Raw genomic sequence first — 14,477 nt, 5'->3', positions numbered from 1 at the left:
GACTTATAGTTATCAATTTTACCGTCAAATTTTTTAAACCATTCTACATCAAATTTACTTTGTTTATTAAGCAGTTCTAATAACTCCGGGTCTTTGACAATATTACTATAATCTTTAGCTTTACCATTTTTTAAGACATCAGAACTTAAAGATAATACTTCATTAATAGAGCTGCTGATTGCAGATTTGTCAACTTGAGTTAAACTAGCATCTTGAGCATTTGCCGCATTTGAATTTACGGGACTTGCAGAAGCTGTAGGACCAAAAGATAAACTAGCCCCTACTAATGAAATGCATAAAACAAGTGTTGATATTTTTTTCTTATCATTTTTATCCCCCTTAAATTAAAAATAATATATTCTGTTTCAATCCACTTTCCAATGTAAAATTTTAAAACAAAAAGATCCTCACTTCGAGGATCCTGGTTTTAACATATAAATTATTACAGAATAAAGAAATATTAAAATTAATTACTATCTTTCCCCCGAAAGAATTATAAAATATCAGGCAGGTTTCCTGGCTTGGATTCATTTTACTTCCCGGTCTTCCCGGTAAAAATACCAGTGACCAATGGGGTTTCATCCTCCATACAGTAACGGTGGGGCTGCAATGTTTCTCATTTTCCCTTTTAACTACTAAAATAAATTGTAGCACCTAATACTAAATTACTATGATATTATATTAATATACTATAATACTAAGTTTTATAAAAAAATACAATTTAGTATTATATAAGAATAAATAACAATATGTCTATCTATTTCCCTTTATAATATATATGTTATATTATTTACCAATTAAGATCAATACATTAATAGATAAAATTATAAAAAATATAGATAATATTTCATTATCTATATACTGCCATGTTACTCTAATACTCATCAAAAATATCTTTAGTTTCCTGTATTCTCTTTATACTTAAAGATATATAAAATTCAGCATATAGATGGTCAACAAATTTAGTAAACTGCTTTTTAAATGATTCTTTGACATCAATATCTATAGAATCTCAAAACAATTTATCATACATTAATTAGACACTTTTAATATATAAAAGGTTACACTTAATGCCAATTATTAAGTTAAAAAAGTTCTAAATAAAAAAATAAATTATCATACTCTACGATAATTTATTTTAAAATTGAGTTTATTTTTTTAAAAATGTGCTATAATATAGTTAAAAGAAGCCATTGCGGTTTTTTATAGTTTTTTAAATTTTAGTTAAAAAATGCACTTATCGGACTGGGTGCATTTTAATTTTTTGAGTTTTTATCTTCGGCAGTTATAGAAATTTCATTTTGAGTTAACTTACCAATTGAAGATTTACCCTTGATTACTAACCTATCTTTTAAATATGTTCCTACAATCACCATAGCTGTTAAGCATAATGATGTAATACATATAGATATTACTATAATCACAGTATCACTCATATTGCCACCTCCCCTGCTGTCAATTAACCGCAATGACTCCTTTGTGAGAAATAAAACCTGGAAGGTGGCTAACTAAAAATCTTTTATTTTCTCGTAAATATTATACCATATTAAAGCATAATTATATAAAATTTGAGTACCTTGAAGCCATCTTTTTACAAGATCTGTACGCTTTTTTCCTATTATCTTTGTTACAGTAGATTTGAACTTATCTCCCTTAAATAGCTTAATTTCTTCATATCTTGACCAATAAATAATATAGCCTTTTGCTTCATCTTCTTTTAAGCTTCTTGACCAATAGCCAGAGAAGAAATCAGGCAATTGATTATAATATACCATCCCAGCTCAGAAAAGAATTTAAGATTTTAATGACATCATAGTTGATTTTGTGAAAAATAATAGCAATAGTAATTATGCGATATTGAAAGAATCCCTAACTTTGGAGTGTCCACTTTTTCGAGAAAAGCTCAGTTCTCCGTATAGTTTATGTATTGGCCATATAAAAGAGAGAAAGAGGTGAAATGTAAAAATATAATGATTGAAAAAATTAACAATAAATATGCAATTCAACTTATAGAAATATTAAATACTGATGATATATTACGAGATAAGTTAGGCTCAAAAAAATATATAATATCAAAAGATGAATTTGTCGAACATAATAATAAATGGATTGAAGACACAAACTCAGAAATATTTGCTATTACTTTAAATGATAATGCAATTGGTATGATATCATTAAGCTATCAAATTGCAGAAGAAAAAAAAGCACAAGTTGGTTATTGGATTGGAAGTGAATATTGGGGAAAAGGATATACAAGTCAAGCTTTTTCACAAATATTGTGCTACGCTAAAAAAAAGGGAATAAGATATTTAAATGCTAGAATCATAAAAGATAATTTAGCTTCTAAAAAAATTTGGCAAAAATATGATGCAAAAATAAAATTAGCAAAGGATAAAAAAATTTGCGCATCTATTATATTATAGAAACTATATTGGATTTTTCTTATACTTCTCTAAAGCAGTGTTAAAGCATATTGAAGAATTAATATCTGTTTTTTTCATTTACAGTTATAAAAACATAAGGCTTCCTATGGTAAAATAAAAATCATAGGAAGTCTTTTTATTCGGGAGATTCCTTCAGCCACCGAATCAAATCACTGTTTCAAGCCATTTTTTAATTCTCCAATAAATGCTTTCACACTATCCAGTATATCCTCTTTGTTTTTGCCTTCTGCTATCCTGTCAATCAATGCACTGCCTACAATTATCCCTTCACAATATGGTTTGAATTTTGCTGCCATAGCTGCTGAGGATATTCCAAATCCAAGTGCCTTGGGTATATCAGTATAGCTTGAAACAATTTTCATGTATTCTTTTATATCAGTATTTATAGCATTCCTTGCACCTGTAACTCCGTTTACGGAAACGCAGTATACAAACCCTCTTCCTCCCCTTACTATTTTTTCTATTCTTTCCTTTGATGTAGGCGCTACCAGTGGAATAAGATACACTCCATATTTCTTCCCAATTATTATAATGTCTTTTCTCTCCTCTATGGGAAGATCCGGTATTATAAGGCCGTCTATACCACAGCTGCTGCATTCTTTTATAAACTTCTCCATTCCATATTTGAATATGGAACTATAATAGACAAGATATACCAATGGTACCTGTGTCTTTTTCCTTATTTTTTCTACTGTATTCATTATTTTAAATATCTTGACTCCATTTTTAAGTGCCCTGTTTGAAGATTCCTGTATAGTAACACCATCTGCCAGCGGATCCGAGTAAGGCACTCCAAGTTCTATTATATCCGCCCCTGCCTTTTCCATGGCAAGTACAATTTCTACGGTAGTTTCCAAGTCCGGATCACCTGCTGTTATAAAAGGTATCAATGCCTTTTCCCCTTTTTCCTTTAATTGTTCAAATTTCAAATCTATCCTGTTCATTATAATTCCACCCCCATTATAGCTGCTATAGTATTTATATCCTTGTCTCCTCTTCCTGACAAATTTACGATGATTATTTTGTCTTTGTCCAGTTTTGGAGCCAATTTCCTGGTATAGGCCACTGCATGGGCACTTTCGAGAGCTGGAATTATTCCCTCCAGCTTTGACAAATAGATAAATGCCTCCACTGCCTCTTTATCTGTAGCAGATTCATAAGTGGCTCTTTTTACATCATTGTAATAAGCGTGTTCAGGTCCCACTCCAGGATAATCAAGTCCTGCTGATATGGAGTAAGCAGGAAGTATTTGTCCATCTTCATCCTGCAGTACATAGGTCATCATTCCATGAATTACCCCCACAGATCCCTTTTCTATAGTAGCTGCATGCTCCTTTGTATCAATGCCTTTTCCTGCAGCTTCCACTCCAACCAGCTTTACGGAATCATCTTCTACGAAAGGATAAAAAATACCCATGGAATTACTCCCTCCGCCTACACAAGCTATAATATAGTCGGGAAGCCTTCCTTCCTTCTCCAAAATCTGCCTTCTGGCTTCATCTCCAATAACTCTTTGAAAATCCCTCACCATTGTGGGATATGGATGAGGACCCATTACAGAGCCTATTACATAAAAAGTATCTTCTATATTGGAGACCCAGTTTCTCATAGCCTCATTTACTGCGTCTTTTAGTGTCCCTGTTCCTGTAGTTACAGAAGTGACTTTGGCCCCCAGTATTTTCATCTTGAATACATTGAGAGCCTGCCTTCTTATATCCTCTTCACCCATGAATATCTCACATTTCATGCCGAATATGGCAGCAACTGTTGCAGTTGCCACTCCATGCTGTCCTGCACCTGTTTCAGCTATTACTCTTTTTTTGCCCATTCTCCTGGCAAGAAGTACCTGTCCCAAAGCATTGTTTATTTTATGTGCTCCAGTATGATTTAAATCTTCTCTTTTAAGATATATCTTGGCACCCCCAAGATTTTTTGTCATATTTTCAGCAAAATACAGTGGATTTTCTCTTCCCACATATTCCTTGAGATAATATTTATATTCCTCCATAAACTTTTCATCTTTTATGGCCTCATTAAATTCCCTGTCCAATTCTATAACTGCATTCATTATAGTTTCGGGTACATACTGTCCTCCGAACTTTCCAAATCTTCCATCCATCATAAACTCCTCACTTTTCCTATAAATTTTTTCATCTTTTCAAAGTTCTTTATTCCATTGTCCTCAACACCACCTGATACATCCACCACATCAGGTTTTACAATTTTTATGGCCCGGGCAATATTTTCCGGATTCAGCCCTCCTGCCAGAACAAGTTTTTTGTCTATATCCAAATCCTTTAACACATTCCAGTTGAAACTTATGCCAGTGCCTCCACTTTTACCTTTTACACTGCTGTCCAGCAGCACAGCTTTAATACCTAACTTACATGTGCTGCGTATTCTCTGTTGAATATCCCTTTTGGACACCTGATTTACCTCTACATGAACTGCTTTCCAGATATTAAAATGACTTAAACTATTCAAATATTCTTCATCTTCAGCTCCATGTAACTGAACTGCATCCAGCTTCAAATGCCTGGCTGTATCAATTACTTCGCCCACATCGTTGTCTTTGAAAACCCCCACCCTTTTAATTCTGCTGTCCAAGTTTTTAATAAGATCTCCTGCCTCATCAGGGATTACCTTTCTTTTACTTTTACAGAACACAAAACCTGCATAGTCCGGAAGCAATTTATTTAAAAATTCTATATCCTCACTTCTTCTTATTCCACACACTTTTACTAAAGTCACAGAGCACCTCCTCTAACATTTCATGCTTTTACACTTTTTACAAATCCATTTAACATGGACACATTTGTTATATTTCTCATAAATGTTTCTCCTATTAGAACTGCATTTACACCAAGGCTTTCCAGATATTTTACATCTTCCGTATTTTTTATTGCACTTTCAGATACCACAGTAATCTCCTCAGGCACATTTTTTATAAGCTTTTCCGTATTTTTTAAATTCTCTGTAAAATCCTTTAGGTTTCTATTATTTATGCCTATAACATCACATCCAGCTTCCAGGGCAATCTCAAGTTCCTCCCTATTATGCACTTCCACCAGACATTGAAGCTCAATTTTTTTTGCCTGATCATAATATTGCTTCAATTTATTCTTTAAAACAGCAGTTATAAGCAGCACAGCATCTGCACCTATGGCTTTTGACTGATATATCTGGTATGGATCAACTATAAAATCCTTTCTCAAAACAGGTTTTGAATTTACTTTTTTAACTTCCTTTATATATGAATCCCTTCCTTTGAAAAAATTTTTTTCAGTAAGCACAGATACCGCATCTACATTCATATTTTCATATATTCCTGCTATTTTTACAGCATCAAAATCTTCTAATATAGTTCCTCTTGAAGGGGATGCTTTTTTTATTTCTGCAATAATTGATATTTTCTTTTTATCAAGTGATTTTTTAAAATCTCTTGTAACTCCATCTCTGCAGCTTTCCATAAGCTTTTCTAAAGGTATGTCACTCTTTTCCAACTGAATCTGAGATATCTTTTTTGCCACTATATCCTCCAGTATCATTTATCTTCCATCTCCCCCATACAATTTTATTTTTAGTTAGTGCTCCTGCTGTAATCTACAAGTTCTTTCATCTTTTTATAAGCTTTTTTTGAGTCTATAATTTCTTTTGCCATATCTATTCCCTCTGCCATGCTTTCGCAGGCCTTTCCCACATAAAGGGCCGCACCGCTGTTTATAAGCACAATATCCCTTTTAGGTCCCTTACTGCCTTGAAGAATTTCAAGTATGGACTGTGCATTTTCATAAGCTGTACCACCTGCTATGTCAGAAATACTAGAAAAACTCATTTCAAAGTCTTCTGGATTTATTTTATAATCCGATATTTCTCCATTTTTAAGTTCACTTACATAAGTTTGGGATGTGGTGCTTATCTCATCAAGCCCATCTTCTCCACAAACCACCATGGCTCTTTCACATCCTAAATTCATAAGCACTTCTGCCACCACATGCGTAAGACTTTTATCATATATTCCAAGTACCTGTCCTTTTACAAAGGCGGGATTTGTAAGCGGACCCAGCAGGTTGAACACTGTCCTTGTACCCAGTTCCCTCCTGGGACCGGCTACATTTTTCATGGCACTGTGATATCTCTGTGCAAATAAAAATGCCATTCCCTTTTCATCAATGCATTTTTTGGCGTCTTCCGGTTTTAAGTTTATATTGAATCCCAGTTTTTCAAGTACATCCGCACTGCCGCTTTTACTTGACACAGCCCTGTTGCCATGTTTTGCAACCTTTACTCCTGCAGCGGCTGCCACTATTGCAGCCGTGGTTGATATATTAAAAGTTCTTCCCCCATCTCCACCGGTTCCACAGGTATCAATAACATAATGGGAATGAAGTTTTAAAGGCACCGCATTGTCTCTCATGGCCTTTGCAAATCCCGTTATCTCCTCTGAAGTTTCACCCTTCATTCTAAGAGCTATTAAAAAACCCCCTATCTGAGAATTGGCTGCCTTTCCACGCATAATTTCATCCATGGCATTATAGGCTTCTTCCTCTTTTAAATCTTCCTCATCTATTATCTTTTTAATTATTTCCTGAAGCATTGCAAATCCCCTCCACAAAATTTTTTATAATTATCTTTCCACTTTCCGTTAGAATTGACTCCGGATGAAATTGAAGTCCGTAAACTTCATACTTCTTATGTTTCACTCCCATTATTTCCTTATCATCAAGACTTTCCGCAATCACATCAAGTTCTTCCGGCAGGCTGTTTTTTTCTATTACCAGAGAGTGATACCTCATCACATTTACCTTCTCTTCTAAATTCTGAAATATCTCATTTTGTTTTAAAATCACTCTGGATGTTTTTCCATGCATTATATTCTCCGCCCTTACCACCTTGCCACCATAAGCACACCCTATAGCTTGATGGCCCAGACATATACCAAGTATTGGGATCTGTCCCCCAAATTTTTTTACAGTGTCTATGCATATGCCCGAATTTTCAGGTATACCCGGTCCCGGTGACAATATTATCCCTATAGGATTTAGATTTTTTATTTCTTCCAGAGATATTTCATCGTTTCTAATTACCTTTATATCTTCATATATTTCTCCAATATACTGGTAAAGATTATAGGTAAAAGAATCATAATTATCTATCAAAAGTATCATCATATCACCTCTATCATGGCACTGGCCTTATTTAATGTTTCTTCATATTCACTATCGGCAACAGAATCATAGACAATGCCCGCACCGGATTGAACATAGGCATAACCCCCTTTAAACAATATGGTTCTTATGGCAATACAGGTATCCATATTTCCATTAAATGAAAAATATCCTACAGCTCCAGAATAAATTCCCCTTTTGCTGCTTTCCAGTTCGTCAATTATTTCCATGGCCCTTATCTTTGGAGCCCCTGATACTGTTCCCACAGGCAGGCAGGATACAAGAGCATCTATGCACCCGAAATTCTTTTTGAGTTTCCCTGATACTTTTGAAACTATATGCATTACATGTGAATAAAAGTCCACACCCATAAACTTGTCTAACTTTACACTGCTAAATTCACTTATTTTACCTATATCATTTCTACCCAGATCAACCAGCATAACATGTTCTGCCCTTTCCTTTTCATCCTTTAGCAATTCCTCTTTAAGTTCTGCATCTTCCTCTGCATTTTTACCCCTTGGTCTTGTACCTGCTATGGGGTTGGTAACTACTTTCCCATCTTTTACCGATACAAGACTTTCCGGTGATGAACCGGCTATTTTAAATTCTCCAAAATCAATATAAAATAAGTACGGAGATGGATTTTTTGTTCTGAGCCTTCTATATACATCAAAGGGGTTTGAAGTGTTTTTTAATTTAAGCCTTTGAGATAAAACCACCTGAAATATATCACCTGCCTTTATATACTCCCTTGCCTTTTCCACCATACTTCTGTACTTTTCTCTTGTTATATTGGAAGTAATATCTTTTTTATAATTTTTTTCTTCAAGCTGGTGCATCCCGTTACCTTTCATTATCACATTTTTCAGTTGTTCCAACTGCACCTGCACTTCATTATAATTTGTGTCCTCATCTTCTGTAACATTGTAAATCAAATAGATTTCATGTTTGAAGTGATCATAGCAGACAAACTTTTTATAAAACATTATATAAGATTCTGGTGTTTCAAGCTCATCTTTGTTTTCAAAGGGTAATTTCTCATACTGCCTTATCACATCATAGCCTACATAGCCTACGCCCCCTCCTGTAAATGGTATGGAAAGTCCGAATGTTTCATAGGGCATATTCAGATATTTTTTCACATAATCAAGTATTTTTCCATTTACATTTTTCAATCCATTTTTATCTTCTACGGATATGTTATTTCCATAACTTTTTATTTTCATATAAGGATCCACACCTGCAAAGGAATACCTTCCTATTTCATTTTCAGAATATATGCTCTCCAGCAAGAACTTGTTTTTTCCATTTAAATTATAGTAAATACCGATTGGAGTAATTTCATCTCCATTGATTTTCATAAATACAGGAAACTTCTTTTTTAAGTTCCTGTAATCATAAAACTCTTTTTCAGATAAACTTACCATATTATCGCCTCTCTCAATTTTGGTTCTAATTTAAAACAAAATACAAAAAAGGTCATTTCATCCTTAAATTGGGACGAAATGACCGCGGTGCCACCCATGTTAGTTTATACCCGTAGAATTTTATAAAATAAAAAAACACTCCATCCTAAAGGACGAAATGCAAAATCTCGTTATACCACCTAAATATAAACTATCTCATTAAGGTACAGATTTTACTCGATACCCTATCCTTTTAACGGTAGACCACCGACTGCTGCTACTATTAATTTCGCATGGCACTTCAAAGACCCATTCAATACAGGCTACAGTATCTGGCTCACACTATCCCAGGTTCGCTTAAACTAAATTCCTCTATTTACTCTTTCTTCTCATAAGCTTTAACAATTAACTTGTTTTATATATTATACTTCTTTTTTCACATTGTCAACATAAAGTTTTACTATCTTTACTATAAGATCTTTAGTCCTTATATTCCAGTAAATCTCCAGGCTGACATTGAAGCTCCCTGCAGATTGCCTCCAGTGTGGAAAATCTCATTGCTTTTGCCCTGTTATTTTTCAATATAGACAGATTTGAATTTGTAATTCCAATGTTTTTTGCAAGCTGTGAAAGGGATATTTTCTTTTTTGCCATCATTACATCCAAATTAACTATAATAGCCATTCTACATACCACCTAAACAGTTAGATCATTTTCACTCTTTATTTGGATTGCCTTCTTTAACACCTGAGCCACAACTATAGAAGCACATCCCATTATTATAAACGCAAAAATATCCAACTTAAGGGATCCATCCTTATTAAATGCAAATATCATTCTCAAACTTCCATTCATTATATCATTTATCATATATGCAACACCCAATAGGAAGATATAAATCCCCACTTTTGTAAAGCCCTTTACATTATCCATGACAAAAGCTTTATCCTCTTTAATCCTTCCGATTGCATTTTTTAATTCATAAACTATTAATAAACATATTAAAGAATCTATTTCTGCAAAAACAAGACTTTTTATTGTTATGCCAAGCCATAAAAATCCTGGTATTGATATTAATGCTATTATTGCCATTACAAAAAAAATATTGAGAAGTACACATAAAAAAGTTATAATGGAACTAAAGTTTTTATCAAACATAATATATAACCCCCATTTAATAAAATTTATTTGTTTATTGTATTATAATACTATTTTTATTGATATTCAATATACTTTTGTTGTCTTTAAATATATATTTTTAAAATATGGTTAATTGAAAGACGAGGTGACACTTTGTAATGTTAATTGAAATAAAAATATAACCATATTAAAATATAAATATCAATTAATCTATAAATGATAAACTGGAACAGGTAAATCAAAATATGGACTTGATTTTGGAACAGCTAAAAATTTCTAAACATAAACAATTTGGCCGTTCCTCAGAGAAGATGGTTTACGATGGTCAATTGGAAATGTGTTTCAATGAAGCTGAAGTTACTATTTTTAATAAATTTGTTGTAGAACCTAAACTGGGAGAAGTCTGCCCAAAACCATATAAACGTAAGAAAGCAAAAGGCAAATGTGATGAAGATTTAAGGGAACTTCCTGTCATAGTCATCAACCACGAATTATCGGAAGAAGAGCTGGAGGAACGAAAATAAATGGAGACGTATTCTTGATGAAGTTTATAAAAGGCCAGCCGATCTTCTGTGTAATAGTATTGTTACACCTTCATTGGAAGCTGCTATAATGAACAGCAAATATGTCAATGCCATACCTTTGTACCGCTTGGAACAGGAATTTTCAAGAAATGATGTGATTCTTAGCAGACAGGTCATGGCTAATTGGACAATTTAGTGAGCTGATAGATACCTTTGGCTTCTTTATGATCGGCTTCATAAAGAGATATACAATAGCCATGTACTGCAAGCTGATGAAACTCCAGTTTGCGTAAGCAAAGATGGACGTGCTGCCGGTGCTAAGAGCTATATGTGGGTGTACCTGCACAATACAGTTCCAATTGTGCTGTATGAGTATCAGAAGACACGTAACACCAGCCATCTGCGTGAATTCTTAAAAAATTACTCTGGCATAGTTGTTACGGATGGATATCAGGTTTATCATAGTTTGGAGAAAGAACGTGAAGACTTGAAAATTTCAGGCTGCTGGAGTCATTATACGAGAAATAAGATAAGAGTCATGCAAGACGCCGTTTTGCAAATGTTGTAAAGGCTCTCGGAAAAGAAAAAGCCAAAGGAACACTTGCGTATGACTCATTGAAACAGATAGCCGTTATTTATAGAGTAGAAGGCTTATTAAGCGGGCTCTCGGCAGAGAAACAGCAAAATCAAATAATTTAAAACCTTATAATTACTTCGAATTGCTTCTTACAGAAATTTCGAAGCATATGGAAGATACTAACCTTGATTTTCTTAATGACCTTCTTCCGTGGTTCGAAAAACTTCCACTTGAATGTAAAAACAGAACCAATAGTTTTTTCTGCCGCCATAAATGGCGGCTATATTTATGTAAGTACATATGGTTTACCGTTTACATTATCAGAAAGTTATAACACACTATTATTAGTTATTCCCTAAAAAATAAAAATTACTACAGGAGCTTAATCCTATAGCAATTTCCAAATAAATTTTATTCTGTCTATTCTATTTTACACAAACCTATGGACGACATTTTTTGTGTACTAAACTTAATGTCTATACATTTTTTTATAATAAAGATAAAGTTTTTCTTAATGAACAAGCAACTTTTATAACATATGACATAAGATATACTAGTAGTTGCAACGCGGCATCGTTCTATAGCTTGTTTCAGAAATTGAGCAATTTTAATGACTATCATCATGTGAGCTTATACTTAAATATGATAGTTTTTATCGGCTCAACTTCTGAATCCAAACCTATTCATTTTTTCACAATGTTATTTTTTCTGTGGCTGTGGCTTCTCAATATAAATTTTTCCTGTCTTGGGGTCCAAAACGGCAGATCCTACACTGCCACTTGAACTTTTATCTTTCATCTGCGTGGTTAATTCTTTCGGATTGTTGATCTTTATAAGCTGTTTTTGGTCTAAAATGATCACCAGGTTTTTCATGTTTATATTCCAGAAAATAATAATTGAAAGTAAAAGCCCACAGATAAAAACAAGCATAACATCAACCAGATTTACCAAGCTTTCCATTGGATTTATCTCTTCCCTGTAACTGGCTCTTTTGGATTGAAGTCGTCCTCTGTTCAACATAATCTTCTCCTTTTGCTGTATAAATTACTTGGCCCCGGTTTTAGAAGTATCTTTGCTTTTACTTTCCGCAGGCTTAATAATATACATTTTTTTTGTCACCGGATCTTCATAAACCTGTCCCATATCTTGATAACTATTACTCTTTGTCTTGTTAATCTGGTTACTCGCATTCATGTTAATATTCCAGAGAGAAGCAATTGAAACCATTAAGCCGCAGGCGAAAATCAGCATGATGTCAATTAAATTGACCACGCTTTCCATCGGGCTAATTGCCTGCCGGTTATACTTTCTTCTAGGCTTGATTAATCTTTTTCTCATAGCTTTTTTTCATTCCTTTCTCATCAATTAAGCCGATTAGCTTATCAGGAACATCAATGATTTTATCCATCAAACTTTCTAGGATAGCTTCATTGGTGCTGATATAACCCTCATACCAGTGACCTCTCAAATAGGAAATTGAGAAACAAATCGCTGCGACGAATACTCCGGATATGGTCGTATCAAAACCGACGCCGATAGAGGTGGAAAGAGTCTTGATATCGCCCTTCCCCAGGGCTACGATTCCGGGGCCCAATGGAATCAAAGTGCCCAGCAGGCCGATCATTGGCCCCAGTTTGGCGATTAGATCAGTAGGCGCCATAATTTTCCGATAATAAGCGTCTTCTATGCTTATTAGTTTTTGCGCATAGGCTGCCAGAGAATTTTCTGGCATATTTTCGGCCTCAGTTAGTTTTACGGCAAGCTGTTTCTGACGCTTAAGCAGTTTGCTGTCCTTGATAATTTGTAGGGCACTTTCTTTCCCCACGCGGTTGATCTTCTTTAACAGTTCTGGAATGTCTTCTTTCATTTTACTACGTTCTATGATGTACTCCATTAGGAAATCCCCAATTTGCCAGATTGTGATGACAATCATAATAAGCAGGACAACCATACAAGGGTTGAGAATGCCTTGGCCGAAAGTGTGAAGAATATTTCTTAAAAAATTTCCTATCATAATAACCTCCAAATTTTCGTGATAAGGTAGTTGGTTAGTTTCAATTTGAGAGCTAACCGACTATCCTTTTTTTCTTAAATGTAAAACTTTTATTTTTATCAATTCCCGAACGATAGCGTTTGTTTATTATTGTGAGACAAACGCTGTGGTTTGATTAGCACAATGATAGAATACCCTATTGCCTTATAACAAATGCCTTTTTAACTATTCTTAACTATTACTGCGCAGGGCTAAATCCAGCGGTTTGGAAAACACCGTCTGGGTTAACGATATCTGCTTTTAGCAAATCAACAAGTGCTTGGGATGCTGTTGATCTGGCATCATCACCCATGGCAGCATTCGTGATGCCGATAGGATAGATGATATTAACATCTTCGGTAGCTAACACGGTAAGCTGGGGTTGAGTTTTAGCGTCAGTTGCATAGACAGAACCGAGTTGGTTCACATTACGAGTAACAGCGTCCAGCACATTGGTAACATTGCTATATAGCGTTGCATGAGTTAAAATGTCATCCCATGTAGTGCTGTCGATGGCATCGAATACCTGCTTTGTGTAGGTTCCTGCCGGTACGACAGCCGGGTCTCCAATGGCAATTGTCTTGCCGGGATTATCATTCAACCAACCTAATACGTCTGAATATGGAAGGCTGTTTTCTGTAAGACCGGTGTTTGGATTTGCGATGAGCACCAATTTATTATTAAGCAAATTGTATACCGTATCAGCTTGTATGATATTTGCAGTGACCGCAGAATTCATTCGCGCCAAGTCCGCAGAGATGAAAATATCGGCGCTGTGATTGGGATCCGCTATCATCTGATTAAGCAGATTTCCGGAGCTGTCATAGGTCACATTAACCTTTATGTTGGCATTCTGGTCCTCAAACGCTCTTAGCAGGGTGCCGCTCGGATACGCTCCGTCCGCCCGCTGGCCAAGGGAATAACGCATGCTGGCAGCTGCCATTAAATTAAGCGTTGTTGTTGAATTGGTGTCGGTGGACGCCGCAAATGCAGGAGTCACGAAGCCCAGCATTAGTACTAAGCTCAGCGCAAAGGATGAAACGAACTTTGAAAGTTTATTGAATTTCATTATTTATCACTCCTTAATAATTTTTTTGTAAATGTGCCATGAATCAAGGCATTTGTTATGAAGGCTTAAGGCACTCTATAATTGTGCTAATCTGGACTAAGAAAATATATATCT

18 protein-coding genes, 1 pseudogene and 1 riboswitch are annotated in these 14,477 nt (G+C 34.8%); of the genes and pseudogenes, 4 read left to right on the top strand and 15 right to left on the bottom strand.

Annotated features, from left to right (window positions below; genetic code table 11):
• Positions 1-489: 489 nt before the first annotated feature.
• Positions 490-673, bottom strand: a riboswitch (cobalamin riboswitch).
• 583 nt (positions 674-1,256) lie between these two features.
• Together ACYUJ6_RS04465 and ACYUJ6_RS04460 are read right to left on the bottom strand one after the other, a co-directional pair.
• Positions 1,257-1,436: a hypothetical protein gene (locus ACYUJ6_RS04465; protein WP_461844650.1), complete on the bottom strand. Its 180-nt coding sequence runs from the start codon at positions 1,434-1,436 to the stop codon at positions 1,257-1,259.
• 72 nt (positions 1,437-1,508) lie between these two features.
• Positions 1,509-1,775: a TIGR04540 family protein gene (locus ACYUJ6_RS04460; protein WP_461844649.1), complete on the bottom strand. Its 267-nt coding sequence runs from the start codon at positions 1,773-1,775 to the stop codon at positions 1,509-1,511.
• Between the two features lie 177 nt (positions 1,776-1,952).
• Here ACYUJ6_RS04460 and ACYUJ6_RS04455 point away from each other — a divergent pair, with 177 nt between their 5' ends.
• Entirely contained in the window at positions 1,953-2,423 is a 471-nt protein-coding gene (locus tag ACYUJ6_RS04455) for a GNAT family N-acetyltransferase (RefSeq protein ID WP_461844648.1), read from the top strand.
• Between the two features lie 170 nt (positions 2,424-2,593).
• Here ACYUJ6_RS04455 and trpA read toward each other — a convergent pair whose 3' ends face one another.
• The 9 genes from trpA to ACYUJ6_RS04410 form a co-directional block, all read right to left on the bottom strand.
• Positions 2,594-3,388: a tryptophan synthase subunit alpha gene (gene trpA / locus ACYUJ6_RS04450; RefSeq protein ID WP_461844647.1), complete on the bottom strand. Its 795-nt coding sequence runs from the start codon at positions 3,386-3,388 to the stop codon at positions 2,594-2,596.
• Positions 3,388-4,563 carry a tryptophan synthase subunit beta gene (gene trpB / locus ACYUJ6_RS04445; RefSeq protein ID WP_461845437.1) on the bottom strand — a complete coding sequence of 392 codons (1,176 nt, stop codon included), beginning with the start codon at positions 4,561-4,563 and terminating at the stop codon, positions 3,388-3,390. The genes trpA and trpB overlap by 1 nt, the downstream gene beginning before the upstream one ends.
• On the bottom strand, positions 4,563-5,195 hold the full coding sequence (locus tag ACYUJ6_RS04440; protein ID WP_461844646.1) for a phosphoribosylanthranilate isomerase: 633 nt from the start codon (positions 5,193-5,195) through the stop codon (positions 4,563-4,565). Before ACYUJ6_RS04440 ends, trpB begins: the two co-directional genes overlap by 1 nt.
• A 20-nt stretch (positions 5,196-5,215) precedes the next feature.
• Entirely contained in the window at positions 5,216-5,992 is a 777-nt protein-coding gene (trpC, locus tag ACYUJ6_RS04435; protein WP_461844645.1) for an indole-3-glycerol phosphate synthase TrpC, read from the bottom strand.
• Positions 5,993-6,024: 32 nt separating this feature from the next.
• On the bottom strand, positions 6,025-7,041 hold the full coding sequence (trpD, locus tag ACYUJ6_RS04430) for an anthranilate phosphoribosyltransferase (protein WP_461844644.1): 1,017 nt from the start codon (positions 7,039-7,041) through the stop codon (positions 6,025-6,027).
• Entirely contained in the window at positions 7,022-7,612 is a 591-nt protein-coding gene (locus ACYUJ6_RS04425) for an anthranilate synthase component II (RefSeq protein WP_461844643.1), read from the bottom strand. The genes trpD and ACYUJ6_RS04425 overlap by 20 nt, the downstream gene beginning before the upstream one ends.
• Positions 7,612-9,042 carry an anthranilate synthase component I gene (trpE, locus tag ACYUJ6_RS04420; RefSeq protein ID WP_461844642.1) on the bottom strand — a complete coding sequence of 477 codons (1,431 nt, stop codon included), beginning with the start codon at positions 9,040-9,042 and terminating at the stop codon, positions 7,612-7,614. The genes ACYUJ6_RS04425 and trpE overlap by 1 nt, the downstream gene beginning before the upstream one ends.
• Before the next feature lie 459 nt (positions 9,043-9,501).
• Positions 9,502-9,705: a helix-turn-helix domain-containing protein gene (locus ACYUJ6_RS04415; RefSeq protein WP_461844641.1), complete on the bottom strand. Its 204-nt coding sequence runs from the start codon at positions 9,703-9,705 to the stop codon at positions 9,502-9,504.
• Positions 9,706-9,717: 12 nt separating this feature from the next.
• The gene (locus ACYUJ6_RS04410) at positions 9,718-10,179 is read right to left on the bottom strand and encodes a DUF2975 domain-containing protein (protein WP_461844640.1); all 462 of its coding nucleotides are present in this window, start codon (positions 10,177-10,179) and stop codon (positions 9,718-9,720) included.
• Positions 10,180-10,406: 227 nt separating this feature from the next.
• On the opposite strand from ACYUJ6_RS04410, the gene ACYUJ6_RS04405 reads away from it, so the two are divergent.
• The 3 genes and pseudogenes from ACYUJ6_RS04405 (at position 10,407) to ACYUJ6_RS04395 (ending at position 11,596) form a co-directional block, all read left to right on the top strand.
• Entirely contained in the window at positions 10,407-10,685 is a 279-nt protein-coding gene (locus tag ACYUJ6_RS04405; protein WP_461844639.1) for a transposase domain-containing protein, read from the top strand.
• A gap of 88 nt (positions 10,686-10,773) precedes the next feature.
• Positions 10,774-11,253 (top strand): annotated as a pseudogene (locus tag ACYUJ6_RS04400) (IS66 family transposase).
• 151 nt (positions 11,254-11,404) lie between these two features.
• Complete coding sequence (locus ACYUJ6_RS04395) at positions 11,405-11,596, top strand: hypothetical protein (protein ID WP_461844638.1); 192 nt, start codon at positions 11,405-11,407, stop codon at positions 11,594-11,596.
• Between the two features lie 365 nt (positions 11,597-11,961).
• On the opposite strand, the gene ACYUJ6_RS04390 is transcribed toward ACYUJ6_RS04395, so the two are convergent.
• The 4 genes from ACYUJ6_RS04390 to modA form a co-directional block, all read right to left on the bottom strand.
• On the bottom strand, positions 11,962-12,282 hold the full coding sequence (locus ACYUJ6_RS04390) for a DUF2149 domain-containing protein (RefSeq protein ID WP_461844637.1): 321 nt from the start codon (positions 12,280-12,282) through the stop codon (positions 11,962-11,964).
• A 24-nt stretch (positions 12,283-12,306) separates the two neighbouring features.
• Positions 12,307-12,543 carry a DUF2149 domain-containing protein gene (locus ACYUJ6_RS04385; protein WP_369705038.1) on the bottom strand — a complete coding sequence of 79 codons (237 nt, stop codon included), beginning with the start codon at positions 12,541-12,543 and terminating at the stop codon, positions 12,307-12,309.
• A gap of 31 nt (positions 12,544-12,574) precedes the next feature.
• Positions 12,575-13,276, bottom strand: a complete 702-nt coding sequence (locus ACYUJ6_RS04380; RefSeq protein ID WP_461844636.1) for a MotA/TolQ/ExbB proton channel family protein — start codon at positions 13,274-13,276, stop codon at positions 12,575-12,577.
• 217 nt (positions 13,277-13,493) lie between these two features.
• The gene (gene modA, locus ACYUJ6_RS04375; protein WP_461844635.1) at positions 13,494-14,363 is read right to left on the bottom strand and encodes a molybdate ABC transporter substrate-binding protein; all 870 of its coding nucleotides are present in this window, start codon (positions 14,361-14,363) and stop codon (positions 13,494-13,496) included.
• Positions 14,364-14,477 lie beyond the last annotated feature (114 nt).

The sequence above is a fragment of the Clostridium sp. JNZ X4-2 genome, from assembly GCF_054889485.1.
The sequence above is the reverse complement of the archived record's forward strand: the minus strand, read 5'-3'. Positions and strand labels throughout refer to the sequence as shown.

Excerpts from the sequence above, each read along its gene's own strand:
- ACYUJ6_RS04415 (WP_461844641.1), bottom strand. The coding sequence starts at position 9,705 with ATGGCTATTATAGTTAATTTGGATGTAATGATGGCAAAAAAGAAAATA.
- ACYUJ6_RS04380 (WP_461844636.1), bottom strand. The coding sequence starts at position 13,276 with ATGATAGGAAATTTTTTAAGAAATATTCTTCACACTTTCGGCCAAGGC.
- trpC (WP_461844645.1), bottom strand. The coding sequence starts at position 5,992 with ATGATACTGGAGGATATAGTGGCAAAAAAGATATCTCAGATTCAGTTG.
- ACYUJ6_RS04410 (WP_461844640.1), bottom strand. The coding sequence starts at position 10,179 with ATGTTTGATAAAAACTTTAGTTCCATTATAACTTTTTTATGTGTACTT.
- ACYUJ6_RS04465 (WP_461844650.1), bottom strand. The coding sequence starts at position 1,436 with ATGAGTGATACTGTGATTATAGTAATATCTATATGTATTACATCATTA.
- ACYUJ6_RS04405 (WP_461844639.1), top strand. The coding sequence starts at position 10,407 with ATGGACTTGATTTTGGAACAGCTAAAAATTTCTAAACATAAACAATTT.
- ACYUJ6_RS04460 (WP_461844649.1), bottom strand. The coding sequence starts at position 1,775 with ATGGTATATTATAATCAATTGCCTGATTTCTTCTCTGGCTATTGGTCA.
- ACYUJ6_RS04385 (WP_369705038.1), bottom strand. The coding sequence starts at position 12,543 with ATGGAAAGCGTGGTCAATTTAATTGACATCATGCTGATTTTCGCCTGC.
- ACYUJ6_RS04425 (WP_461844643.1), bottom strand. The coding sequence starts at position 7,612 with ATGATACTTTTGATAGATAATTATGATTCTTTTACCTATAATCTTTAC.
- ACYUJ6_RS04390 (WP_461844637.1), bottom strand. The coding sequence starts at position 12,282 with ATGTTGAACAGAGGACGACTTCAATCCAAAAGAGCCAGTTACAGGGAA.
- trpB (WP_461845437.1), bottom strand. The coding sequence starts at position 4,563 with ATGGATGGAAGATTTGGAAAGTTCGGAGGACAGTATGTACCCGAAACT.
- trpD (WP_461844644.1), bottom strand. The coding sequence starts at position 7,041 with ATGCTTCAGGAAATAATTAAAAAGATAATAGATGAGGAAGATTTAAAA.
- trpA (WP_461844647.1), bottom strand. The coding sequence starts at position 3,388 with ATGAACAGGATAGATTTGAAATTTGAACAATTAAAGGAAAAAGGGGAA.
- trpE (WP_461844642.1), bottom strand. The coding sequence starts at position 9,042 with ATGGTAAGTTTATCTGAAAAAGAGTTTTATGATTACAGGAACTTAAAA.
- modA (WP_461844635.1), bottom strand. The coding sequence starts at position 14,363 with ATGAAATTCAATAAACTTTCAAAGTTCGTTTCATCCTTTGCGCTGAGC.